This window comes from Asanoa hainanensis (assembly GCF_900188485.1).
Lineage (GTDB): Bacteria > Actinomycetota > Actinomycetes > Mycobacteriales > Micromonosporaceae > Asanoa > Asanoa hainanensis.
Genome location: NZ_FZPH01000009.1, coordinates 195153 through 218713, shown reverse-complemented (window position 1 = coordinate 218713; position 23561 = coordinate 195153). Strand labels below are relative to the sequence as shown.

19 protein-coding genes are annotated in these 23561 nt (G+C 70.4%); 6 read left to right on the top strand and 13 right to left on the bottom strand.

Features of this window, described 5'->3' with window-relative positions:
- The first annotated feature begins 65 nt into the window (after positions 1 to 65).
- The 3 genes from CHC05_RS22630 to CHC05_RS42120 all read left to right on the top strand — a co-directional run bounded on the left by CHC05_RS22630 (position 66) and on the right by CHC05_RS42120 (position 4059).
- A complete protein-coding gene (locus CHC05_RS22630) occupies positions 66 to 3389 on the top strand; it encodes a ThuA domain-containing protein (protein ID WP_089252053.1) in 3324 nt (1107 codons plus the stop codon).
- Positions 3390 to 3478: 89 nt separating this feature from the next.
- Positions 3479 to 3691 (top strand): TetR/AcrR family transcriptional regulator, encoded by a 213-nt coding sequence (locus CHC05_RS42125; RefSeq protein ID WP_218824635.1) that lies wholly within the window; start codon positions 3479 to 3481, stop codon positions 3689 to 3691.
- Positions 3692 to 3747: 56 nt separating this feature from the next.
- On the top strand, positions 3748 to 4059 hold the full coding sequence (locus tag CHC05_RS42120) for a TetR family transcriptional regulator C-terminal domain-containing protein (RefSeq protein ID WP_218824634.1): 312 nt from the start codon (positions 3748 to 3750) through the stop codon (positions 4057 to 4059).
- Here CHC05_RS42120 and CHC05_RS22620 read toward each other — a convergent pair.
- Complete coding sequence (locus CHC05_RS22620; protein WP_245871154.1) at positions 4042 to 4854, bottom strand: SAM-dependent methyltransferase; 813 nt, start codon at positions 4852 to 4854, stop codon at positions 4042 to 4044. The genes CHC05_RS42120 and CHC05_RS22620 overlap by 18 nt on opposite strands.
- Positions 4855 to 4996: 142 nt before the next feature.
- On the opposite strand from CHC05_RS22620, the gene CHC05_RS22615 reads away from it, so the two are divergent.
- Positions 4997 to 5881, top strand: a complete 885-nt coding sequence (locus CHC05_RS22615; RefSeq protein ID WP_089252051.1) for a DUF4394 domain-containing protein — start codon at positions 4997 to 4999, stop codon at positions 5879 to 5881.
- 47 nt (positions 5882 to 5928) lie between these two features.
- Here the strand turns inward: CHC05_RS22615 and CHC05_RS22610 are convergent, their stop codons facing one another.
- From CHC05_RS22610 to CHC05_RS22580, 7 genes are all read right to left on the bottom strand, one after another.
- The gene (locus CHC05_RS22610; protein ID WP_089252049.1) at positions 5929 to 6921 is read right to left on the bottom strand and encodes an ABC transporter substrate-binding protein; all 993 of its coding nucleotides are present in this window, start codon (positions 6919 to 6921) and stop codon (positions 5929 to 5931) included.
- Positions 6918 to 8000: an ABC transporter permease gene (locus tag CHC05_RS22605; protein WP_089252047.1), complete on the bottom strand. Its 1083-nt coding sequence runs from the start codon at positions 7998 to 8000 to the stop codon at positions 6918 to 6920. Before CHC05_RS22605 ends, CHC05_RS22610 begins: the two co-directional genes overlap by 4 nt.
- Positions 7997 to 8755, bottom strand: a complete 759-nt coding sequence (locus CHC05_RS22600) for an ATP-binding cassette domain-containing protein (protein WP_089252045.1) — start codon at positions 8753 to 8755, stop codon at positions 7997 to 7999. Before CHC05_RS22600 ends, CHC05_RS22605 begins: the two co-directional genes overlap by 4 nt.
- Positions 8752 to 9654, bottom strand: coding sequence for a hypothetical protein (locus CHC05_RS22595; protein WP_179266319.1), 903 nt, complete (start codon positions 9652 to 9654; stop codon positions 8752 to 8754). The genes CHC05_RS22600 and CHC05_RS22595 overlap by 4 nt, the downstream gene beginning before the upstream one ends.
- Positions 9651 to 11024, bottom strand: coding sequence for an FGGY-family carbohydrate kinase (locus CHC05_RS22590; protein WP_089252043.1), 1374 nt, complete (start codon positions 11022 to 11024; stop codon positions 9651 to 9653). Before CHC05_RS22590 ends, CHC05_RS22595 begins: the two co-directional genes overlap by 4 nt.
- Entirely contained in the window at positions 11021 to 12019 is a 999-nt protein-coding gene (locus CHC05_RS22585; RefSeq protein ID WP_179266318.1) for a LacI family DNA-binding transcriptional regulator, read from the bottom strand. The genes CHC05_RS22590 and CHC05_RS22585 overlap by 4 nt, the downstream gene beginning before the upstream one ends.
- A 457-nt stretch (positions 12020 to 12476) precedes the next feature.
- Positions 12477 to 13466 carry a 1-phosphofructokinase family hexose kinase gene (locus tag CHC05_RS22580; protein ID WP_342745661.1) on the bottom strand — a complete coding sequence of 330 codons (990 nt, stop codon included), beginning with the start codon at positions 13464 to 13466 and terminating at the stop codon, positions 12477 to 12479.
- A 223-nt stretch (positions 13467 to 13689) separates the two neighbouring features.
- Between CHC05_RS22580 and CHC05_RS22575 the strand changes: the two genes are divergently transcribed.
- Both CHC05_RS22575 and CHC05_RS22570 read left to right on the top strand, forming a co-directional pair.
- Positions 13690 to 14319 carry a P-loop nucleotide/nucleoside kinase family protein gene (locus CHC05_RS22575; protein ID WP_179266317.1) on the top strand — a complete coding sequence of 210 codons (630 nt, stop codon included), beginning with the start codon at positions 13690 to 13692 and terminating at the stop codon, positions 14317 to 14319.
- 62 nt (positions 14320 to 14381) lie between these two features.
- Positions 14382 to 15374, top strand: a complete 993-nt coding sequence (locus CHC05_RS22570) for a class I mannose-6-phosphate isomerase (protein ID WP_089252035.1) — start codon at positions 14382 to 14384, stop codon at positions 15372 to 15374.
- Between the two features lie 725 nt (positions 15375 to 16099).
- Here the strand turns inward: CHC05_RS22570 and CHC05_RS22565 are convergent.
- The 5 genes from CHC05_RS22565 to CHC05_RS22540 all read right to left on the bottom strand — a co-directional run bounded on the left by CHC05_RS22565 (position 16100) and on the right by CHC05_RS22540 (position 23487).
- On the bottom strand, positions 16100 to 17272 hold the full coding sequence (locus CHC05_RS22565; RefSeq protein WP_089252033.1) for an ROK family transcriptional regulator: 1173 nt from the start codon (positions 17270 to 17272) through the stop codon (positions 16100 to 16102).
- Positions 17273 to 17373: 101 nt separating this feature from the next.
- Entirely contained in the window at positions 17374 to 18720 is a 1347-nt protein-coding gene (locus CHC05_RS22560; protein WP_089252031.1) for an ABC transporter substrate-binding protein, read from the bottom strand.
- Positions 18721 to 18827: 107 nt separating this feature from the next.
- Positions 18828 to 21623 carry a glycosyl hydrolase family 95 catalytic domain-containing protein gene (locus tag CHC05_RS42115; protein ID WP_218824633.1) on the bottom strand — a complete coding sequence of 932 codons (2796 nt, stop codon included), beginning with the start codon at positions 21621 to 21623 and terminating at the stop codon, positions 18828 to 18830.
- Positions 21620 to 22519 carry a carbohydrate ABC transporter permease gene (locus tag CHC05_RS22545; protein WP_089252029.1) on the bottom strand — a complete coding sequence of 300 codons (900 nt, stop codon included), beginning with the start codon at positions 22517 to 22519 and terminating at the stop codon, positions 21620 to 21622. The genes CHC05_RS42115 and CHC05_RS22545 overlap by 4 nt, the downstream gene beginning before the upstream one ends.
- Entirely contained in the window at positions 22519 to 23487 is a 969-nt protein-coding gene (locus CHC05_RS22540) for a carbohydrate ABC transporter permease (RefSeq protein ID WP_089252027.1), read from the bottom strand. Before CHC05_RS22540 ends, CHC05_RS22545 begins: the two co-directional genes overlap by 1 nt.
- Positions 23488 to 23561 lie beyond the last annotated feature (74 nt).

Genomic DNA, 23561 nt, shown 5'->3' with positions numbered 1-23561 from the left:
GGGCCGGGCGCGGCGGCGCGCGCCCGGCCTCCGAGGCAAGGCAACCCACCACCCCGGAGGAAGAAATGCCAACCACCCTTCGTCGCCGGCTGGCTGTGCTGGCCGCGGCGACCATCGGGCTTCCGCTCGTGGTGCTGGCTCCGACCAGCGCCACGGCGGACCCCCGACCCACCGATCCGGCGACGGCGCCGGAGCCACTGGTCGCGGCCGAGAACGGCCCGGCGGCCCTGCGGTCCGAGGCCCGGGCGCCCAAGAACTACAAGGTGCTGGTCTTCACCAAGACCGCCGGCGTCCGCCGTCCGTCCATCCAGGATGGTGTTGCCACCATCAAGGCGCTGGCCCAGGACAACGACTTCACGGTCACCACGTCGCAGAACGCGGCCGACTTCACCGCGGAGAACCTGGCCAAGTTCCGCGCGGTCGTGTTCCTCAACACCACCGGTGACATCCTCAACCCGACCCAGCAGGCGGCGTTCGAGGGCTACATCAAGGCCGGTGGTGGCTACGTCGGCGTGCACGCGGCGGCCGAGACCGAGCCGGACTGGCCGTTCTACCAGACCCTGGTCGGCGCCAAGGTGGCCAGTGTCACCGGCGTCGAGCCCGGCAACGTCGACGTCGCGGACCGGGTGCACCCGGCCACCGAGACGGTGCCGCGCGCGCTGACCCTGACGGAGGAGTGGTACAACTTCACCGCCAACGTCCGCGGCCAGTCGCACGTGCTCGCCACCGTCGACGAGAACAGCGTCACCGGCGGGAGCATGGGCTTCGACCACCCGATCAGCTGGTGCAAGGACTACCAGGGCGGCCGGTCGTTCTACACGGGCCTGGGCCACTCGATCGAGACGTACCGCGTCGGTGCCTACAAGAAGCACCTGCTCGGCGGCATCCAGTGGGCGTCCGGCGTCGTCGAGGGCGACTGCGGCGCGACCGTGCTGGCCAACTACGAGAAGGTCACGCTCAACGACGAGCCCGGCGAGCCGATGTCGCTGGCCGTGCTGCCCGACGGCCGGGTGCTGCACAACACCCGCGGCGGCCAGATCCGGCTCTACGACCCGACGACCAACGCCAGCCCGGTGATCACCACGATGCCGGTCTACTCGCACGACGAGGACGGCCTGCAGACGCTGGCGATCGACCCCGAGTTCGCCACGAACAAGTGGGTCTACGTCTACTACGCGCCGCAGCTCAACACCCCGGTCGACAACCCGGCCACCCCGGGCGTCAACGAGGGTGACGCGCCGGCGACCAACGCCGACCCGACGACGTGGGACAAGTTCAAGGGCTACAACCAGCTCTCCCGGTTCAAGCTGGTCGAATCCCCCACCCCCCACCTCGACATGGCGTCCGAGCAGCAGATCATCCGCGTCGACGTCGACCGCGGCATCTGCTGCCACGTGGCCGGCCAGGTCAAGTTCGACGGCAAGGGCAACCTGTTCCTGATCACCGGTGACGACACCAACGCCGGTGGCTCGGACGGGTTCACGCCGATCAACGACCAGCCGACCCAGGGCCCCGGGTACGACGCGCGGCGGTCCTCCGCCAACACCAACGACCTGCGGGGCAAGGTGCTGCGGATCAAGGTGAAACCGAACGGCACCTACACGTCGCCGAACGGGAACCTGTTCCCGGAGGCGCAGGACCACACCGGCAAGACCCGTCCGGAGATCTTCCTGATGGGCCTGCGCAACCCGTTCCGGTTCGACGTCGACTCGACCGGCCGGCTCTACATCGCCGACTACTCCCCCGACTCGCGGGTCTCCAACCCGGCGCGCGGCCCGGAGGGCACCGGTCGGTGGTTCAGCACCAACAAGGCCGGCAACTACGGCTGGCCGCTGTGTGTGTCGCCGAGCCTGCCGTACTTCGACTTCGACTTCGCGACGCGGACGTCCGGTGAGGCGTTCAACTGCGGTGCGCCGGTCAACGACTCCCGGCACAACACGGGTCTGACCGTCCTGCCCGCGGTGCAGCAGCCGCAGTTCTGGTACACGTACGAGGCCCGCACGCCGTGCGGCAGCGCGTACCTGCAGAACCCGCCCATCGCCTGCGACTTCAAGTGGCCGGTGATCGGCACGGGCGGCGTCGGCCCGCACGGCGGCCCGATCTACAAGTACGACGCGGACAGCACCTCGCAGGTGAAGTTCCCCGAGTACTTCAACAACGCCGTGGTGTTCGGCGAGTTCACCCGCGACAAGCTGTTCATGATGCGGACGGACGGCAAGGGCAACCTGAACGGCGTCGAGCAGTTCCTGCCGGGCACCATCTTCGACAACCCGATGGAGATGCAGTTCGGGCCGGACGGCGCGCTCTACGTCCTGGAGTACGGCGACGGCTTCTTCAACGCCAACCCGGACGCCCAGCTCTCCGTCATCCGCTACGTGAAGGGCACCCGGTCGCCGGTCGTCAAGGTGAGCGCGACACCGACCTCCGGGCAGGCACCGCTGACCGTCGCGTTCTCGTCGGCCGGCACCTACGACCCGGACCCGGGCGAGTCCATCTCGTACGCGTGGGACTTCACCAACGACGGCACGGTCGACTCGGCCGACCCGAACCCGTCCTTCACGTACACCCAGAACGGGTCCTATGTGGCCAAGCTGACGGTCACCGACTCGAGCGGCAAGACGGGTGTGCTGACGACGGTCATCGTGGTGGGCAACACAGCGCCCACGGTTCGCGTCACGACGCCGATCGCGGGCACGCTGTTCAACTGGGGTGACTCGATTCCGTACGCGGTCGAGGTCTCCGACCCCGAGGACGGACCGATCGACTGCTCGCGGGTCGTCGTGACGTTCGTGCTCGGCCACGACACCCACGGCCACCCGGACGGCTCGACCACCGGTTGCACCGGCACGGTGCAGTCCCCGGCGGACGGCGGCGACCACGCGGGCGGCTACCTGTTCGGTGCGGTCAGCGCCTCGTACACCGACCTCGGTGGTGGCGGCCAGCCGCCGCTGACCACGGTGGCGCAGGCGGTCATCCAGACGCCGCGGCAGGAGGCGGAGTTCGCGCAGGTGCAGACCAGCGTGACGATCGCCAACACCGGTGACACCGGCGGCGGCCAGCACGTCAACGGCATCGACATCGGCGACAACATCGCGTTCGACCCGATCAACCTGGGCGGCGTGTCGACGGTGACACTGCGGCACTCGGGCGGTTCGGCGGCCACGGTGGGCACGCCGCGGGCCACGGTCGAGCTCCGGTTCGACTCGCCGACCGGCCCGGTGGTCGGCACGGCGACCCTGAACGCGACGACGGGCAACGGCGCCTTCACCGAGACCTCGGTGCCGGTCAGCCAGCCGGCCGGCGCACACCGGCTCTACCTGGTCTTCGGCGGCGTCACCGGCGGCCCGACGACCGGCCTCGTCAACCTCAACTGGGTCCAGTTCGGCTGACCCCTGTCCTGCGGCGGCCCGTCACCCTTCCCGGGTGGCGGGCCGTCCATACTTTGGCGTTCGTTCCAGATAGTTGTAGCGTTGCGGCCATGGCGCGTACCCGGGAGTTCGATCTTGATACGGCGGTCGACGCCGCGATGGGCGTCTTCCGGGCCAAGGGCTACGAGGGCGCCTCGATGCGCGACCTCGCAGAGGCGACGAACCTGGGCAGCGGATCCCTCTATGCCGCTTTCGGGAGCAAGGAAGGCCTCTACCTGGCCGCGCTGGACCGCTACCGGCACGGTACGCCGCCCCACTGGTAGACATCCTGCGCTCCGGCAACGACGCCCGCGCGGTCATCCGGGAGATCTTCGTCGGTGTGATCGACGACATCGTCGGCGACGGGCAGCACCTGGCATGCCTGATCGTCGGAGCCGCCATGGAACGGGCTCACGTCGACCAGCGGGTGGTCGACCGGCTCCGCTCGACCACCGGGTCACTGGAGATCGCCCTCTACGACCTGCTGGCCGAGACCCAGCTGCGCGGCCAGATCGCCAAGGACCGCGACACCCACGACCTGGCCGCGTTCCTGGTGACCACCCTGCAGGGCCTGCGCGTGATGGGCGCCATCAACGGTGACCGCGACGCGCTCATGCGCTCGGCCGAGGTCGCCCTACGCTGCCTGGACTAGGCCGACGGCGGCCCACATGCCGCTGCGGCGGGTGTCGTACGCGAAGTCGGTCGGGTCTCCGGCGGCCGGGCGCCAGTCCGGCGCCCAGGTCACCCCGGGGTCGACGAGCGCGCACCGGGAGCCGAAGAACCGCTCGACCTCCTGCTTCGTTCGCGGCTTGCCCGCCGTCGAGGTCTGCCGGGTGTAGACCGCCCGGGCCGCCGCGGTGCGCTCGTCGCCGAGCCCGAACGTCTCGGCCGCGCCGTGCGAGACGACCAGGTGGCTGCCCGCAGGCAGGACCGCGAGCAGCTCGTCGACCAGCCCGTACGCCTGCGTGTCGTCGGGCACGAAGTGCAGGACGGCGGCGAGGACGACCGCGACGGGTCGGGTGACGTCGAGCAGGCCCTGGTTGGCCACGATCGCCTTGGGGTCGCGCAGGTCGCCGTGGATCGCCGTCGCCCGGTCGTTGCCGTGCAGGAGCTCGCGGCTCTCGGCCACCGCGACCGGGTCGATGTCGACGTAGACCACGCGGGCGTCGGGCGCGGCCCGCTGGGCGATCTCGTGCACGTTGCCGACCGTGGGAATCCCGGAGCCGATGTCGAGGAACTGGCGCACGCCCGCGTCGGCGAGGAAGCGGACGGCCCGGCCCAGGAACGCCCGGTTGGCGCGGGCCACCGCGGGCACCGCCGGGTACTGCTCGATGACCTTGAGCGCCGCCTGCCGGTCCGCCGCGAAGTTGTGCGCCCCGCCCAGGTAGAAGTCGTACATCCGGGCCGACGTGGCCGCTTTGCGCACTGTCTCGTTCGGACCGTCCACGTTGATCCGCCCTCCGCCGCCGAGATCCTGATCTTATCGACCGGGCGCAAAGTCGGATAACCGACCTGTCCACGCGCGGCCCGTCTCCGAATCAGGGGTATGCCGACCCACTCCGGGCGGCGTGACCTGAGTGGAGGATCGGATGCGCAAGAAGATGATCGCCGGTGTGCTCGCCGCCGCCGGCGCGGTCGCCGCCGGCACGCTCGCGATCGGCGCGCTGCGTGACTCGTCCGGATCGGCGCCGGCGGACGCGCTGCTGGTGGGCAGGTCGCAGCGGTCCGACCAGGGGTCGCGGATCGTCGGGCTGACCCGCGGCGGTGACATGGTGAGCTTCCGGGCCGACCGGCCCGGTGACGCGCGCCGGATCGGCATGGTCAAGGGCCTGACCGGCGACACGCGGCTGGTGGGCCTCGACTTCCGGGTGCAGGACGGCAAGCTGTACGGGGTCGGCAACCAGGGCGGCATCTACACGCTGAACACGTCGAGCGCCCGGGCGACCCAGGTCTCGCAGCTCACCGTGCCGCTGGCCGGGACGCGTTTCGGCGTCGACTTCAACCCGGCGGCCAACCGGCTGCGGGTCGTCAGCGACACCGGGCAGAACCTGCGCCACAACCTCGACGACGCGGCGGGCGCACCGGCAACGGGCACGACGGCCATGGACACGACGCTCACGGTGCCCCCGGCGGCCACGGCGGTGTCCGGCGTGACGGCGGCGGCGTACACGAACAACGACCTGGACGCGACGACGGCGACCACGCTGTTCGACCTGAACACGACGACGGACCAGATCCTGGTGCAGTCACCGGCGAACCAGGGCGAGCTCGCCCCGACCGGCGCCCTCGGCGTCGACGCGACCGGCGACGCCGGGCTGGACATCGGCAGCGGCAACACGGCGTACGCGACCCTGAAGGTCGACGGCCGGCAGCGCTTCTACCGGGTGTCCCTGCTGACGGGCCGGGCCAACCTGATCGGTTCCTTCGACGGCAAGACCCCGGTCACCGACATCGCGGTCACGCTCGACAAGTGACGGTGCGGCCCGGCACCCCGCTTCGCGAGGTGCCGGGCCGGCCGACGTCAGCAGCTCGCCTTGTAGGCGGCCGCCTTGCCTTCAGCGCTGTCGATGGTGTCCTTGGTGATGATGGTCGAGCCGGTCTGGATGTTGGCCTCGTTCGACTCGCCCTTCAGGGCCTTGATCGCCTGCTGCACGCCCTGGACGCCGATGTCGCCCGGCTGCTGCGCGATCAGGGCCTGCACGGTGCCGTCCTGGAGCGCCTTGATCTGCTCCGGGCCGGCGTCGAAGCCGACGACGTTTACCTGACCCTGCTTGCCGGCCTGGCGGATACCGGTCGCCGAGCCCTGCGCCGAGAAGAGGTTCGAGGCGAAGATGCCGACGATGTCGGGGTCCTTCTGCAGTGCCGCGCTCACGATCGACGCGGCCTTGGCCGGGTCGTTCTGCGAGTACTGCACGCCCAGGTAGGTGAACTTCGAGTCGGCCTTGGCGGCGTCGGCGAAGCCCTTGTCGCGGGCGTCGGTGGTGCTGATGCCGGGCTGCACGCCGACGCCGAGCACCTTGCCGCCGTTGGGGGCGAGCTTCTGGATCGCCTCGAACGCCGCCTTGCCGCCCGCGGTGTTGTCCGACGAGATCGCCGACACCGCGACCGACGGGTCGTTGAGCGTGGTGTCGACCAGGACGATCTTGATGCCCTGGGCCTTGGCCTGCGCGATCGGCTGCTGCATCGCGGAGACGTCGGTCGGGGCGATCAGGATCGCGTCGGGCTTGGAGGCGATCACCGACTGCAGGATCGGGGTCTGCAGAGTCGGGTCGAACTTCTGGGCACCCTGGGTGGTGACGGTGGCGCCTTCCTTGGCCGCCTCCTCCTTGATGCCGCACTCCATGGTGATGTAGAACGCGTCGCCGGCCACACCCTGGACGAATGCCAGCTTGTAGTTGCCGTCCTTGGCCCCGCCTGCGGTGGTGCCGCCGCTGTCGGAGTCGGAGCCACAGGCGGCCGCGCCGAGCGCGACGGCGGCCAACGCGGCGACTATGGCGGTTGACTTGCGCTTCATGCTGATCCCTTTCTCGATGTGCTTCCTGCACGGGACAGGAATGGCAGGCGGGTTTTCGTCCCTCTCAGTGCCGCCGCGCGGCGGAGCTGGTCGACGTAGACCACGGCCACGAGCACCGCGCCGACGACGACCTGCTGCCAGAACGGCTGGACGCCGGTCTGGATGAATCCGTTCTGCAGCACGATCGGGATGAACAGTCCGATGACGGTGCCGAACACGGAACCGATGCCACCGAACAGGCTGGTGCCGCCGATCGCGACGCCAGCGATGACGTTCAGCGGCGTGTTGGACTGGCCGCCGATCGTCGTGGACTGGAAGAAGCCGAGGTTCAACAGGCCGGCGAAGCCGGCGAGCAACCCCGCGAACGCGTACACCTTGATCAGGTGTCGTTCGACCTTGACACCGGCGCGGCGGCCGGCCTCGGCGTTCGAGCCGATGGCGTACGTGTAGAGGCCCAACCGGGTGCGGTGCAGCAGCACGATGCCGAAGATCACGACCACCGCGGAGACGACGGCGATGGTCGGCACCTGGCCGACGATATTGCCGAAGCCGATGTCGTTGACCAGGGTCTGCGGCGCGTCGCGCAGGTCGAGGCCCTTCGTGATGATCTGGGCGAAGCCCAGCGCGGCGCTCAGCGAGCCGAGCGTCACCACCAGGGGCGGCACCTTCGCCTTGGCCACCAGGATGCCGTTGAGCAGACCCCAGGCCAGGCCGGAGGCGAGGGCGGCGACGAGTCCTACCAGGACGGTCCCCCAGCCCTGACCGCCGTACGCCACCATGATCTTGTCGGCCACCACGCCGCTGAACACCAGCACGCTGCCGACGGACAGGTCGATGCCGCCGGTGATGATGACGAACGTCATGCCGACGCCGAGCACCGCGTAGATGGCCGTGTTCTGCACGATGCCGCGGATGTTGAACCCGGTGAGGAAGGTGTCCGGGCGCAGCGCCGTGAACACCGCGATCGTGACCACCAACAGGATCAGGATCTGCAGGGCCTGCAGGCGGGAGATCCGGGACAGCCGGCTGGTGGGAGCGTCCTCAGTGGAGGCCGGCGGCGCTGTGGTTGTCGTACTCATGACGCCTCCTGTGCCACGGCACCGGTCATCGCGGACACCAGCTGCTCCATCGAGGTGTCCGCCTTGTTGTAGGTGGCCACGCGGCGGCCCCGCCACATCACCTGGATGCGGTCGGCGACCTCCATCACGTGCGGCATCGAATGGCTGATGAAGACCACGCCGATGCCCTCTCCGCTGACCCGGCGCACCAGGTCCAGCACGTTCTGGGTCTGCACCACGCCCAGCGCCGCGGTCGGCTCGTCGAGGAAGATGACCTTCTGCGCCCAGGCGGCCGCCCGAGCGACCGCGATGCCCTGGCGCTGGCCGCCGGACATCCCGCCGACCGTGCCGTTCAGGTCGCGCACGGTCGCGCCGAGCCGGTCGAACGCGCTGCGGCTGCCGTCGCGCATCGCCTTGCTGTCCATGAAGCCGAGCTTGCCGAGCAGGCCTTTGCGCATGACCTCGCGGCCCAGGTACATGTTCTGCACCGGGGACAGGTGTGGCGCCAGCGCCAGGTCCTGGAAGACGGTCTCCATGCCGAGCTCGCGGGCGTCCGTCGGCGAGGTGAGCTGCACGGCCTTTCCGTCGAACAGCACCTCGCCGCCGTCGGCGGCCTCGGCACCGGAGAGGATCCGGACCAGCGTGCTCTTGCCCGCGCCGTTGTCGCCGATCAGGGCGACCACCTCGCCGGCCTGCACGTCGAAGTTCGCGTTCGTCAGCGCCTCGACGTGTCCATAGTGCTTGGTGATGCCGCGCGCCTCGAGAACCGCTGTCATTTCGCTGCCTCCGTCCAGGGTCGGGCGCGTCCCGCCACCGTGTCGAGGCAGGTCTGCAGCCGTTGGCGCGCGACGGTGTCCAGGAACTCCTGCCGTGCCGACCCGTCGAGGCCGATCGCCTCTTTCCAGATCGAGCGCCCGGCGATGAAGCCCGACGCGCCGCCCTCGTCGCAGCTGACCCGCAGGACGTTCTGGAACTCGTCAAAGCCGACGCCGGCCGAGAGCACCGCCCACGGCGCCTTGACCGTCTCGGCGACGCGCCGGCAGCCCTTGGCCGAGCCCGGGTACTCGATCTTGACCAGGTCGACGCCGGTGTCCGCGATCTGCACGGCCGCCTCGACGATCAGATCCTCGCGCTGCTGCTCGGTGAGTTGCTCACCCGGCAGGCTGTAGATCAGGTTCTCGACCACCGACGGGACGCCGGCCGCGCGGCAGTCCTCGGCCACCGCACGCACGATGTCGAGCACCTCGGCGGAGATGTCCGGGCCGTCGCCGATCGGCCGGCCGGGGCGCAGCTGGACGAGGAACTTGACCGCGTCGCCGCCCTGGGACCGGACCCAGTCGGCGTCCTGCTTCGGGTCGCGATGCGTACGCGGCTCGCCGTTGTAGTTGCCCCGGTCCGCCGGCTCGGCCGCGACCAGCAGGCCGCAGCTTGCCGCCCGGGCACCGGCCTCGGTCGTGGCCGGGACGCCGTAGGTCGGGTCGAGCAGGATGGCGCTGGCCAACGGTGTGAGGGCGCCGGCGACGTCGATCTTCGCCTGCCGCATGTCCGCGTCGGTGGCTTCGTGGCCGACCGCGGCGAACATGCGGCGCAATGTGTTGCGCTGGTCCATCGCGACGATCGAGAAGACGCCGTCGGCGTCCGCGATCGCCCCGAGGCCGTTATTTCGGGCCGTCATGCGTGGGTCCTTTCCGTGGCGGCGGCCGTGCTCTGGAACTGCCGCGTCACCTTGTCGAACGGGACGTCGTAGGCGGCGCGGGCGGCGAACATCGCCGCACCACGGGCACCCGGTTGTTCGAGTGCGGAGATCCGCAGACGCGGGATCACCGCCGCTTTCGCTGTTCGTACGCTGTGCATCCGGGTCCACCCGCCGGCCGCGACCGCCGTGCGGTGCTCGCCGACCACGGAGTTGACCGCGGACAGGAGGGCTTCGGTCTGCTCGTTGAGGTACGCGAGCGTGGCCGCCCACAACTGGTCCGGCCCGGCGCCGTCGCGCAGCCGCAGCGTCACGTCGTTGTCGTGGGGCGCCGCGGGCAGGACGGTGACCCCGTCGCCGTTGGCCGGCCGCCATCTTCTGTCGAGCTCGTCGCGCCGGTCATGATCGTCGGCGCCGACGAGGGCCAGGACGCGGCGCATGACCAGGCCGGACCGCATCCCGCCGATCAGCACGCCGTGGCCGGGCAGCACGTGGCGGCCGGCGTCGATCCCGCGGTCCACCAGGGTTTGCCGCTCGTCGTCGGTGAGGATCCTTGGCACCGAGCGCAGGAGGACCTCGGCGGTGCCGCACGAGTTGAAGAGGTCCTCGGGGCCGGTGGCCCCGGCTCCGATCGCGGCGACGGGGTGGTCGTGCCCGGCGACGGTGACGGTGGCGCCTTTGAACCTGCCGTGTTTGACGGTGCCGGCCGGCTGCCCCGCGTCGCGAAGCTCCGGCAGGAACGCGTGTGTAGCGCCGATCCGGTCGAGCGCCTCCGCCCACGGGCGGCCCGTCGCCTGGTCGAGCAGGCCGGTCCTTGATGCCAGGGACGGCTCGCTGACCTGTTCGCCGGTGAGGGCGTACGCCACGTATTCCGGCATGTTCAGCCAGCGGGACGCGTGGTCGAGGTGGATGCCGTTCTTCCGCATCCAGAGGAGCTTGGGCAGGCTCCACTGGGTGCCGAACGGGAGTCCGGTCCGGCGCGGGAACTCCTCGACGAATGTGGGGCCCTGCGCGGTGAGCTCTTCGTTCCCCCGCTCGTCGAACCAGGCGATGACCGGGGAGGTCTCGTTGCCGTGCGCGTCGAGGATGACGCCGCTCTCGGCTAGCCCAGCGATGCCGATGCCGGTGACATTGACCGGGCCTTTGCGTTGCTCGGCCTCGGCGACGGCCTTCTCGAGGGTGCGCAGCACGTCGTTCGCGAGTGCGGCCCCGGTGGTCTCCAGGCGGCCGTCGGGCTTGTGCGACCACGTCGTGGCGCCGCGGGCGAACGCGACGGTCTCGCCGTCCGGGCGGGTCAGGACGGCCTTGGTGTCGGTGGTGCCGAGGTCGACCCCGGCCACGAGCTCGGTCACAGCGGCCCCAGCTCTCCACTGCCGCGCGGCACGACCCGCAGCGGGGCGAAGATCGTCTCCACGGGCGGCTCCTCACCGGCGAGGCGGCTGAACAGCCGCTCCGCCGCGAGCCGACCGATCAGCTCGGGCGAGTGGTCGACGATGGTGATCGCCGGCGTGATCGTGTCGGCCATGGCGAAGTCCCCGAACGAGACGAACCCGATGTCCGTCCGGCGCAACCGGTGCACGGTCGGCAGGGTCCCGAGCGAGCAGCGCGTGTTGGCGCTGAAGATGGCGGTCGGCGGGTCTTGTAGGCGCAGCAAGGTCTCGGCCGCGACCCCGGCGTCACCCTTGGCGGGCTCGACCTCGGCGATCAACGCGTCGTCGGGCGCGATGCCGGCGGCGTCGAGCGCGTCCCGGTAGCCGGTGAGCCGGGAGCGGGCGGTCGCCGTGTCCAGCCGGTCACCGATGTAGGCGATGCGCCGGTGGCCGTGCCGCATCAGGTGCTCGACGGCCATCCGGGCCCCACCCCGGTCGTCGACGACCACGGCGTCGGCGGCGAGGTCCGCGGCCGCGCGGTCGATGAACACCAAGGGGCAGGGTGAGGTACGCAGGTACGCGTGGTTGTCCGAAATGGACGCGATGATGAGGCCGGCGACCCGGCGCTGCAGCAGGCCGTCCAGCACGATCCGCTCGCGCTCGGCCAGCCGGCGTGTGCTGGCGATGATGACCGAGATGCCGCGGTCGAGCGCCATCCGCTCGATCTCACCGATCACGCTGGCGAAGAACGGGTCACCGACCTCGTCCACCACGACGCCGATGGTCTCGTCCTGGCCGAGCCGCAGGGACCGGGCCAGGGGGTCCGGACGGTAGCCGAGGTCCTGAACGGCCTGCTCGACCCGGGCACGGGTGCTGGCGGAGACGCGCTCGTCCCCGTTGATCACCCGCGAGGCGGTCTTGGTGCTCGTCTGCGCCGCCTGAGCGACATCCCGCAACCGCGGCCTCGGCGCCTTCACAACCGCCACCCCGTCGAGGGCCGCAGCGTCGTCGGCACAAGGCTGTTCTCCGTGCGGCTGTCCGATGCACTCGCCAGCGGGACGCACATGCTTCGTCGGTCCACCTCGCCGCGACGCGACGCGATCGTCGTCAGCACGATGCCGCCTTCCGCGCGGCCGTCGGGCGGGCTCTGCGGGCCGCGAAGGCTTCCCCGGGCCGCGTCGGAGCGCCGCACCCTGGGCGCAGACACCGCCGGCACAAAGCCGCCTTCCGAACCGCGACCGGACCCACACGACAGGACACGAAGGCTCCCCCACGACGCCGCACCTCGACGCGACCTGGGCGCAGATATCGCCGGCACGAATCCCGCTTCCGAACCGCGACCGGACCCGCTTGGTAGGACGCGAAGTCTCCCCCTCGCCGCATCGGGGCGATGCGACCTGGGCGCCGGGCCTCGCAGGCGCGAGTGGGTGGGCGTCATGACAGCCGCCCGGCGGGCTCGGTGGGCTGGTTGCGGAGTTGCGTCAGCAGCTCCGCCGCGCGGTCCGGGTCGACGCCGCCCGCGCGTAGCTGTTCGCACGACGCGCTGGCCGTTGCCGAGCCGCGCAGGATCGCGGCGGGCCAGTCCGGTGCATCGCCGCCGGCTTCGAGCTCGAGGAGGACGCCGCCGAGGAAGGAGTCGCCGGCGCCTACCGCGCTGACCACCTGGACCTTCAGTGCGGGGAACCAGCGGACCGGGCCGCCCGCGCCTTCGGCCAAGGCGGCGCCGTGGGCGCCGGCGGTGACCGCCGCGTTGCGGGCGCCGAGCGTGCACAGCGTCGCGGCGGCGTCCATCGCGCGTTCGCGGACGTCGCTGTCGGCGTCGGTGAGCACCAGGCCCGAGGTGCCCGAGATGGCCGCCTCGGCCTCTTGGAGGTTGGGTTTGACCAGATCGGGCGCGCTGGCCAGGCTGGCGCGCAGGGCTCCGGGTGCCGTGTCGACGACGGCCAGCACGCCGGCTTTGTGCGCGAGCTCCACGAGCTGGCCGTAGCCGTCCTCCGGCGCTCCCGGCGGCAGACTGCCCGAACAGGACAACGTCCGGTGTGCCGGCAGGTTGGTCGCGACCGCGCCGCGGTAGCGCTCCCAGATCTCGGCGTCGATCGTCGAGCCCTGCTCGTTGACGATCGTGGTGCGGCCGCTGGGCTGCTCGATCATGATGACCGCGTTGCGGGTGTCGCCCGGCATCGGCACGTCGACGACGTCGGCGCCTTCCTCGGCGAGCAGCCGCAGCAGGCGTTCCCGGTCGCGGTCGGCCACGAGGCCGACAACGGTGGCTTTCTGGCGATGTGCCCGGGCGACCCGCGCGATGTTGACACCCTTGCCGCCGGCCGTGACTTCCACCGATCGGGCGCGCATCACGCCGCCCAGCACCAACTCTGGGACGAGCTGTGTCCTATCCAGACACAGATTGGGCGTCGCGATCAGCACTGATCGGTCCCCTCTTCGGGCTCGCCAGGTAATCGTTGTCACCGGACGAGGTAATCGATGTCACAGCGGTGTTCGCACTATGTGCACTCGGCTTCATGACTGTCAAGATGACGAAGAGTTTTCACGCAGGTTTCGTGACTGGATCGTTTCCTGAAACGCCTTTGCGATATCGAGCGTGACCTGTTCGTCACGTAGCGTCGCGACGAAAGGAGCGTGCGGCACGGTGGGTTTGTCCACTTTGCTCGTAGCCGGACCCCCGGCGAGCGGCAAGACGGTGCTCGGCGCCGCCCTGGCCCGCCGCCTCGGCGCGACGCTGCTCGACCAGGATGCCCTGACCGGACCCCTGACCTCGGTGATCGCGGACCTGCTGGGCACCGACGAGCTCGACAACGCCCGCCTCGCCGAAGCCACCCGATCCGCCCGGTACGAAACGCTCTACGCCGCCGCCATCGACAACCTCGCGGCCGGCAACCCCGTCGTCCTCGTGGCGCCGTTCACCGCGGAACGCCGCGACCCGGACGCCTGGCAGCGGGTGGCCGACCGCCTCGCCGCCGCCGGCGGAGGTCCCGTGCTGGTGTGGCTGCGCGTCACGCCAGAACTGGTCCGCGCGCGCATGTCGGCTCGCGCCGCCGACCGTGACCGCGAAAAGCTCGCCGACCTCGCCGCGTTCCTGGACCGAGTCGACCTCGGCCCGCCCGCGGCACGGCACCTCGCGGTCAACGCCGCGGCCCCGACTGCCGACCAGGTCCGCGCGGTGCTCGACGGACTCGCGGCCCCGAGCGATCCCACACGCGACCCGTCCCCGACTCGAAGCCATCACTCCGACCCCCGACCTGGTTCGCGGAGGGCTTGACGCGCCCGAGCATCCGCGCCAATGATCACCGCCAGCCCCCGTACCCCCGGAGGAGCAACCCAATGACCGTCATCGCGCTACCCGCCAACCAGCCGGCCGATCGGTTCTACCTCGGTGGCGACCGGATCGCCTCCTTTCGTGGCAGCGCTCCCAGCGGCGACCACGTACCCGAGGACTGGGTGGGGTCGACGACCACGGTCGCGGGCTTCGATTCGCTCGGCCTGACCGTGTTGGACGACGGACGCACCCTGCGGGCCGCGATCGCCGACGACCCGGTGCGGTGGCTCGGTGCCGCGCACGTCGAGCGGTTCGGTGCCGACCCGGCGCTGCTGGTCAAGCTGCTCGACGCCGGTGAGCGGCTGCCGGTGCACGCCCACCCGGACGACGCGTTCGCGCAGTCGCACCTGGGTTGCCGCAACGGCAAGACCGAGTCCTGGATCATTCTGGACGCCGAGCCCGGCGCACGGGTGCACCTCGGCTTCCGCGACGAGGTGCCGCCGGAGACGCTGGCCGACTGGGTGGCACGCCAGGACCGGGCCGCGATGCTCGACGCGCTGCACGGCATCGAGGTGCGCGCCGGCGACACGATCTTCGTGCCGGCCGGCTACGCCCACGCCATCGGCGCCGGCATCCTCCTGCTCGAACTGCAGCAGGCGGCCGACCTGTCGCTGCTGCTGGAGTACGACGGGTTCGCCGTGGACGGCCCTCGCGACGGCCACCTCGGCATCGGCTTCGACGCCGCACTCCCCTGCGTCCGCCGCCAGGCGGTCCCAACCGAGACGCTCAAGGAACTCTGTGGCCGGCTCGACGACCAACACATCTTCCCGGTGTACGCGGACGCATTCTTCCGTGCCGACCACCACAATGGACCGTCCACGTGGGACGAGGATTTCTCCATCGCCGTCGTCCTCTCCGGAACCGGCCGGATCGCCTGGGGCAGCGACGATTCGCTGCCGCTGCGGGCCGGCATGACCGTGCTGGTGCCGCACGACGCTGGGCGGGTCACCGTGGACGGTGACGTCGAACTGGTCCGCTGCCGCCCACCGGCGCTCTGATTGATTGCGGGCCCGCGGTGATCAGCGACCTGATCACCGCGGGGGCGCCCGAGGAGGCGGCGCCAACCTAAGCGGACCGAGTGGGCTCTCCCCATCGAGTGGTGATCGACCGCCCCGAGGACCGCACCGACGGTTCGCTGGCTGGCCGAGCACCGTCCTGGTGATAGCCGACGAGAACCAGGGCGTCTGTAGCTCGGGCGTGCCCGTCTCCGACCCGCATTCCCTCGTCGTGATCGGCGACGAGGACGCACGATCGTCTTACCGCGCGGTTGCGGGCCGAGCTGCGCGCGGAGATCTCCGGCCCGCGGCCGTCCCCTGCTAGAACCTCAGGTTGGCGAGGTAGTTGTAGCCCACGCGGGCCGTGTCGATCGACGTCGCGGCAAAGCGGTGGGACCGTCGGGTGCGTCGGGCGCGGACCGCTGCTCCAGGCCTAGGCCGGCGCCACGAAGTCGATCTCTCAGTTCGGTGAACCTTCGGCGCCGCCGCCGGTACCAACCGTCATGAGCGACAACGTGACCCACATAGTCCGCCACCGAACCGGGCCGCTCGGGCGGGGTGACCAACGACGGAGTTGGCAAGCGCAGCGAAGCGGAGCGATCCCTCGCGGGAGGAACGGCCCGCACCACCGCGAACCCGAGTATTGAACTGGTTCTTATGCTCCGACGGCGAGGCCGTCCCGCGAGCGGGCAGCGGCGATGCGCCCGTCGTCGGGAACGGCATGCGGGTCAGAACCGGTTTTCGGCGAGCTGGCGGATGGCGGCGGCGGAGGCCCCCCTGGCCCAGTCCTCGAAGGTATGGGGGCGGGTGACGATCTGGCAGCGGCCGGCCGCGCCGAAGGCGTGCGACGCGAACGACGCCCGCAGGTGGCGCTCGAAGAGGTCGAAGTTGCTGACCGCTTCGCCGCCGATGATGACCAGCTCGGGGCCGGTGAGGTTGACCAGCGTCGCGATCGCCGTGCCGATGGTGGTGGCCGCGTGTTCGAAGGTCTGGACCGCGGCCGGGTCGCCTTCGTGGGCCAGTTCGACGATCTCGCCGATCGACAGGTCCCGGCCGTGGGCGCGGGACACCTCGGCGACGATCGCGGGTGTGCCGGCGACCGCCTCCACGCAGCCTCGGCGGCCGCAGGGGCAGATCCGGTCCGGTGACGTGAGAGGGAGGTGACCGATTTCGCCAGCTACGCCGTACGCGCCTTCGACTACCTCGCCGTTGACATGCAGGCCGCTGCCGATGCCTCGGCCGATCGTGACGATCGCGAACAGGTCCGTGCCGACACCCACCCCGAACCAGTGTTCGCCGATCGTCAGGGCTCGGACGTCGTTCTCGATCAGCACGTCGCGTTCGAGGCGCGCGGACAGCAGGGTGCCCAGCGGCACGGCCGTCCAGCCCATGATGGCCGACTCGCGGACGACGCCGCTGTGGGCGTCGACGTCGCCCGAGACGCTGACGCCTACCGTGCAGAGGCGGTCGGCCCGGTCGCCGAGGGCGTCGATCAGGTCGTCCACCGTCGCCGCGATGGCGTCTATGGTCGCCTGCGGGGTGGTCGACTTGAGGGCGCGGCGGTTGGCGGCCAGGACCGTCGTGCGCAGGTCCGTCACCACCCCCACGATCTCGTCGGCGTTGACCTTGATGCCGATCGAGAGCAGGGCGTCGGCGACGACCATCAGCGGGTTGGCCGGGCGGCCCGGCTGGCCGTCGCGGGGCACCTCCAGCTCGTCGGAGACGAGGCCCACCTCGAGCAGCGGGCCGACCGCCTTGGTGACCGCCGCCTGCGAGAGGCCGAGGAGCCGCGCGACGTCGATCCGGCTGATCGGTCCCCGGGTCAGGATCGCCCGGAAGACGTCGGCCGCTGCCGCGGACGCTCCCTTGAGGAGCGCGACGGCGGCGCCTGGTTGATGCATCGCTGGAGTCCTTTGCTCAAAGAGCCGGCGCTGGGTCGCAGATGGACGATACGGCAGCCGGCGTGCCGGGGCGGGACAGCTCCCGCCCCGGGCACCGGGTGCTACTGCTTCGCGAGGATCTCCTGCGTCTTCGCGGCCATCTCCGGGAAGACGGACTTGTCCTTCTCACCGCTGAAGTACGCCTCGAACAGCGGCTGGATCGTGTCGACGAGCTGCTGGCCGTTGGCGGTCGGCGGGGCCGGGTACAGCTCGCCGTTGTTGAGCGCGTTCACGAAGCCGGTCAGGTCGAGACCGTCCTTCTTCTGCGCGTCGACCGCGACCTGGAGCGACTTCGCGATCGACGGGAGGAACGTGGCGTCCGCGCCGGCGGTCGACTGGCACGCCTCCGAGCCCATGTAGGTGACCCACTTCCACGTCGAGTCGAGGTTCTTCGTACCCGCGTAGATGTTGTTGGCGTTCGAGTTGCTGATCATCGAGCGACCCTGCGGACCCTTGACCGTCGGCGCGACACCGACCTTGACGCCGGGGATCTTCGTCATCGAGGTGGCGTCCCAGGTGCCGCCCTGGGCCATCGCTACCTGGCCGGAACCGATCTGCTGGCTGCCGGCGACGGTCAGCTGCCCGAACTTGGGCATCAGGCCACGGTCGCCGAGGCCCTTGATGTACTCCAGGGTCTTGACGAAGTTCGGGTCGTCGTACGGGAACTTGGTCGGCCAGGCCGGCTTGTCACCGAGCCGCCAGCCGGTCGTGGAGACGAACGGGTTCCACGAGGTCTGCCCGTTGAAGTCGCCGGAGGCCAGGGAGGCGATGCCGTACGTGGCGATCTTGCTCTTGTCGAAGCCGGGCTGGTCGCCGTGCTTGCCGTTCTTGTCGACCGTCAGCTTGGTGACGATCTTGTCGAACGTGCCGCCGTCGTCCGGGTTCCACGTCATGTTGGCGATGTCGTCGGCGGTGACGCCGGCGTCCTTCGCCTTGTCCTCGTTGAAGTAGATCGCGGCGCCGGCCCAGTCGAGCGGGATGCCGTACTGCTTGCCGTCGGTGTACTTCCACGACTCGACGCCGATGTCGAACACCGACAGGTCGTAGTTCGTCTTCTTGATCTGGTCGTCGAGAGCCATGATCTGCTTCTGACCGGCGTACGCGCCCAGCAGCGGCACGCTGTTCTGGAAGGCGTCCGGCGCCGCGCCGGAGACGAAGCCGGCGGTCAGCTTGGTGAAGTAGTCGTCGACGGCGTACTGCGAGATCTTCACGGTGATGCCCGGGTTGGCCGCCTCGAAGCCCGGAAGGCACTTCTTGTACGAGGCCGCCTGGCGCTCGTCCCAGGTCCACCAGTTGACGGTCTTGCCACCGGCGGAGTCGGCGCTGTCCTTGTCGCTGCCGCACGCGGCGAGCGCGGTCGTGGCGGCCAGGGCAAGCGCGAGCGCGGTCGCGATTCGCTTCGCTTTCATCGATTCCTCACTGTTGGTTTTCCGGGGGCGTGGTGGGTCAAAGGGGCGTGCTTCATCCACATCGGACGCTGAGGTGCGCGTCCGATGGCCGGCAGGTGGTCGCGTTGTCAGATGTGGAGGGTGACCTCGCCGTGGGACGGCACGTCGAGCTCGAAGAGGTCGTCGCCGTGCACGACGACGATGTGTTGCGGCGGGCCGCGGAACACCGCGCGCTCGACCGCGCCGCCTGCCCAGCGCAGGTCGACCGAAAGCCCGCCCCGGACCCGCAGCCCGGTGACGTGGCCGTCAGGCCACTGCGCGGGCAGCGCCGGCAACAACCGGACGCGGCCGCGGTGGCTCTGCACGAGCATCTCGGCGATGGCCGCCGTGAACCCGTAGTTGCCGTCCAACTGCACCGGTGGGTGCGTGCTGAACAGGTTCGGCAGGAGCCCACCCCATTCGGATCCGTCGACGGGGTTGTGCTCACTGTGGTCGCGGTCGTAGGGCGTCAACGCCTCGAGCAGCAGTTCCCGGGCCTCGGCCGCGTCGCCGAGCCGGGCCCGCAGCGCGATCTTCCAGGCCCACGACCAGCCCATCGCTCCCGGGCCGCGGCCGTCGAGGAAGGCCCGGGCCGCCTTGGCCAGATCGGGCGTCGCGTCGGCGTCGACGAGATCGAGCGGGTAGAGGGCGACCAGCGGCGACAGGTGCCGGTGGTGCGGGTCCTGGTCCACCAGGTCCGCTGACCACTCGCGCAACCGGCCGTCCGGGCCGACCGACAGCCCCGGCAGCCGCGCGAGCGCGGCCGCAAGCTCGGCATCGAGCGGCTCGGCCACGGCTGGCCGCCAGTCGCCGTCGCCGGCGAGCTCGGCACCCAGTCGGTCGGCGGCGACCGGTTGCCGGTCGCTCGCGCCGGCAACCGCCACATTCAGCGGATCGCCCTCGCCAGGCCGCAGGCCGCCCGCGGCGGCTGAACCACCGTCGAGCGGATCGGCCACATGTGGCCGCCAGCCGCCGTCGCCGGCAGGCTCGGCACCCAGTCGGTCGGCGGCGACCGGTTGCCGGTCGTTCGCGCCGGCAGTCGCGCCGTCCGGCGGATCAACCAGATGTGGCCGCGAGTCGCCGTCGCCGGCAGGCTCGGCACTCAGTCGGTCGGCGGCGACCCGTTGGCGGTCGCCCGCGCCGGCAACCGCCAGATTCAGCAGATCTCGCTCGCCAGGCCGCAGGCCGCCCGCGGCGGCTGAACCGCCGTCGAGCGGATCGGCCGTCGAAGCCAGGGTCGCGATCGCTCGGCGCGAACGTTCGAAGAGGGAACGGATCAGGGCCAGGTCCATCGTCGTCGACACGCTCAGGGCTTCCGGGGCGCCCGAAGGGCCGACGTAGAGGTTCTCCGGCGACGTCGACGGGATCGTCCGCAGGCCGCCGGTCGCCGGATCGGCGACGAGCCAGTCCAGGCAGAACTCTGCCGCACCCCGCATCAGCGGCCAGACCGTGTCGGCCAGGAGCGCGCGGTCGCCGGTGAACTCGTAGTGGTCCCACAGGTTGTGGGTCAGCCAGACGCCGCCCATCATCCAGATTGCCCAGCTTGGCGCGCCGTGGCCCAGGCCGACCGGCAGGCTCCAGCCCCACAGGTCGCTGTTGTGGTGGGCCACCCAGCCGCGTGCGCCATAGAGGCGAGCCGCCACCTCGGTGCCGGTCGCGGCGAGCTGGCCGACCAGCGCCGCCAGTGGTTCGGCCGAGTCGGAAAGACCCACCACCGGCGCCGGCCAGTAGTTCATCTGCGTGTTGATGTTGATCGTGTAGTTGGAGGACCACGGCGGCCGTAGCGACGCGTTCCAGATGCCCTGCAGGTTCGCCGCCGGGTTCCCGGACCGCGACGAGGCGCCCAGCAGGTAGCGGCCGTACTCCGCGATGATCGTCGCCCGCAGGCCCTCGTCGGGGCCCCGCAGCACGTCGCGCGCCACGTCCCAGGTGCCGGCGCGCCGGCCGCCGATCGCGAAGCGCGCTCCCGAGACGTGGTCACGCACATCGGCCACGTGCTCGGCGAGCAGCTCGGCCGCCGGACGCCGCCGGGCGGCGCGTGCGGTCGAGCGTGCGCGCTCCCGGATCTCCTCGCGCGAGGAGGTCCGCCAGTCGGCGCCGTCCGGGTCGCCCCACCACAGTGCGGCCCGGCTCGACGTCGACAGGGCGATCAGCAGCCGGCTCGCCCCACGGATCCACAGGGAGTCGCCGTCCCGACCCTGGGTTCCGTCGCTGTCCACCGCGAGCGTCGCGGCGGCGAAATGGTCGAAGCCGTCCGTCTCGTACCGGTGGGCCGGCACGTCGGGTTCGTGCAGCGGTGCGCCGTCGACGGGCGCGAGCACGTCGAGGGTCAACGACGCCGCGTCGCCGGACCGCCCGAGGTCCCGCAGCACAGTCGACAGGCCCAGATCCACGTCGAGGACGGGCGCGTCAGCCGCGTACGAGACGACCAGGCAGCCAGCCGGCGCGGAGACGAAGGTCCGCCGGACGACGGCGACCCCGTCGACGTCAAGAAGCTCGGTCAGGTGCGCCTCGTCCAGGTCGAGCACCCGAGCCGGACCGCCGGAGACCCCGCGGGTGCGCAGCGTCAGATCGACGAACGGCAGGAACTCCTGGGAGTACGGCCCTTCGAAGCTCATCAGCAACGACTCGGCGCGGCGCAGGTCTCCAGCATCGATGGCCGACCTGACCGAGGCGAGCCGGGCAGGGCCGGCCCCGCCGGCGACCAGGGCATCGAGCGCAAGAGCGGGCCCAGCCGGGTGACCCGACCACACGGTCGCGTCGTTGACCTGGATCAGAGCGGACGCGCCCCCGCCGTACGCCATGGCCCCGATCCGGCCGTTGCCCAGCGGGACGGCCTCGACCCACTCGCGCGCCGGCGCGTCCCAGGAGAGTCGGAGGCTCATTTGATCCCCGAGAAGCCGATGGAGTTGACGATGCGCCGGCCGAACACCATGAACAGCGCGAGCATCGGCAGGGCCGCGACCAGCGTCGCTGCCATCAGGCCGGCCCAGTCGGGTTGCGACTGCGGCGAGGACTGCTTGAAGACGGCCAGCGCGAGCGTCAGCGGCTGCACGGAATCGTCGCTGGTGACCAGCAGCGGCCAGAAGTAGTCGTTCCACATCCCGATGAAGCCCAGGATCGACAGCGTGATGATCGGGCCGCTCGACATGGGCAGCGTGATGCCGAACAGCACCCGCAGCCGGCCGGCGCCGTCGAGCAGCGCCGCCTCCTCTGTCTCCGTCGAGAGGCCGAGCATGAACTGGCGCAGGAAGAAGATGTTGAAGGCCGAGAACAGCGCGCCCGGCAGGATCATGCCGGCGAACGTGTTGAGCAGACCCAGTTCCTTCACGAGTACGAAGTTCGGCAGCAGCGTGAGGATGCCCGGCACCATGAGGGCGGTCAGGAACAGGCTGAACATGAAGTCGCGGCCGCGCCAGTGCAACCGGGAGAACGCGTACGCGGCCAGGGTCGAGAAGAACACGATCAGCGCGGTCGAGACGCTGGCGTAGACGACCGAGTTCACCAGGAAGTGGCCGATCTCGATCGACGCGCCCGAGCCGCCCTCGGCGATCGACTCCTGGGTCGTGGCGAGGCCGAGCACGCGCTTGAACGGGCCCCAGGTGAAGCCGACGGGCAGCGGCGAGGCCGGGTGCGCGCTCAGCGCGTAGTTGTCGGACAGCGCGGTGCGCAGGATCCAGTAGAACGGGAAGATCGTCACGACGAGCACACCGATCAGGTACGCCCAGGCGAAGCCCTTACCGACGCTGAACCGGCGCCGGCGGGTGGCGGTGGCCGTCATCAGTTGGTGTCCGATTCGCTCGCCCGCAGCAGCCGCATCTGCAGGAAGGTGATGGCAATGAGGATCACGAAGAGGGCCAGCGACATCGCCGCCGCGTACCCGAAGTCGAACTGCCCGAACGCCTTGCTGTAGATGTACATCTGCAACACGTTGGAGGCGTTGGCCGGGCCGCCCTTGGTGGTCACCGAGATGATGTCGAACACCTGGAACGCGCCGATCACGTTCAGCACGACGACCAGCGCGAGGATCGGGCGCAGCAGCGGCAGGGTGAGCGTGCGGAACATCCGCAGCTCGCTGGCTCCGTCGACCCGGCCGGCCTCGTAGATGGTCGGCGGGATCGTCTGCAGGCCGGCGAAGATGATGATCGACGTGTAGCCCATCTGCTTCCACACGTTGATCAGCGCGACCGACGGGATCGCCCAGTCCCGCGAGGTCAGGAACTGGATGCCGTCACCGCCGAACGCCTTGATGACGATGTTGACGATGCCGAGCTGGCTGTCGAGCATCCACCACCACACCGTGCCGGCCACGACCGCGGAGATGAGGAACGGCAGGATGATCAGGCCCCGGACGACCGTCGAGGACGTGAGCCGGTGCAGCACGGCGGCGGTGACCACCGATACGATGAGGCTGAGGGTCACCGACAACAGTACGAAGTAGACGGTGACGCCGAGCGACGACCAGAAGACCTCGTCGTGCAGCAGCTGCCGGTAGTTGTCGAGGCCGATCCACTCCGGCGGCGAGAGCACCGCGAAATCGGTGAAGCTGAGATAGATCCCCCGCAGGGTCGGGTAGGCCGCGAAAACGGCGAACCCAACCAGGGCCGGGGCGATGAGCACCCACGCCAGCTTCGCGTCGCCGCGGTGTGCGGGCGAGTACGGGTTGGTCGTGCGGCGGGCGTTCTTCCGCCGCCGCGTCGCCTCTCCCGCTGCCCGCTGATCGCGGGCGGTTGTTTCCAGGACCGCCATTGGTCTGCCTGCTCCCGCACGTTGTGGCCTGCGCCCCGGCGCTTGCGGCGACAGACTAAGCATGGTTAATTAAC

Coding starts and splice junctions, on each gene's coding strand:
- CHC05_RS22630 (WP_089252053.1), top strand. CDS start 66: ATGCCAACCACCCTTCGTCGCCGGCTGGCTGTGCTGGCCGCGGCGACC.
- CHC05_RS42125 (WP_218824635.1), top strand. CDS start 3,479: ATGGCGCGTACCCGGGAGTTCGATCTTGATACGGCGGTCGACGCCGCG.
- CHC05_RS22615 (WP_089252051.1), top strand. CDS start 4,997: ATGCGCAAGAAGATGATCGCCGGTGTGCTCGCCGCCGCCGGCGCGGTC.
- CHC05_RS22610 (WP_089252049.1), bottom strand. CDS start 6,921: ATGAAGCGCAAGTCAACCGCCATAGTCGCCGCGTTGGCCGCCGTCGCG.
- CHC05_RS22605 (WP_089252047.1), bottom strand. CDS start 8,000: ATGAGTACGACAACCACAGCGCCGCCGGCCTCCACTGAGGACGCTCCC.
- CHC05_RS22600 (WP_089252045.1), bottom strand. CDS start 8,755: ATGACAGCGGTTCTCGAGGCGCGCGGCATCACCAAGCACTATGGACAC.
- CHC05_RS22595 (WP_179266319.1), bottom strand. CDS start 9,654: ATGACGGCCCGAAATAACGGCCTCGGGGCGATCGCGGACGCCGACGGC.
- CHC05_RS22570 (WP_089252035.1), top strand. CDS start 14,382: ATGACCGTCATCGCGCTACCCGCCAACCAGCCGGCCGATCGGTTCTAC.
- CHC05_RS22565 (WP_089252033.1), bottom strand. CDS start 17,272: ATGCATCAACCAGGCGCCGCCGTCGCGCTCCTCAAGGGAGCGTCCGCG.
- CHC05_RS22560 (WP_089252031.1), bottom strand. CDS start 18,720: ATGAAAGCGAAGCGAATCGCGACCGCGCTCGCGCTTGCCCTGGCCGCC.
- CHC05_RS42115 (WP_218824633.1), bottom strand. CDS start 21,623: ATGAGCCTCCGACTCTCCTGGGACGCGCCGGCGCGCGAGTGGGTCGAG.
- CHC05_RS22545 (WP_089252029.1), bottom strand. CDS start 22,519: ATGACGGCCACCGCCACCCGCCGGCGCCGGTTCAGCGTCGGTAAGGGC.
- CHC05_RS22540 (WP_089252027.1), bottom strand. CDS start 23,487: ATGGCGGTCCTGGAAACAACCGCCCGCGATCAGCGGGCAGCGGGAGAG.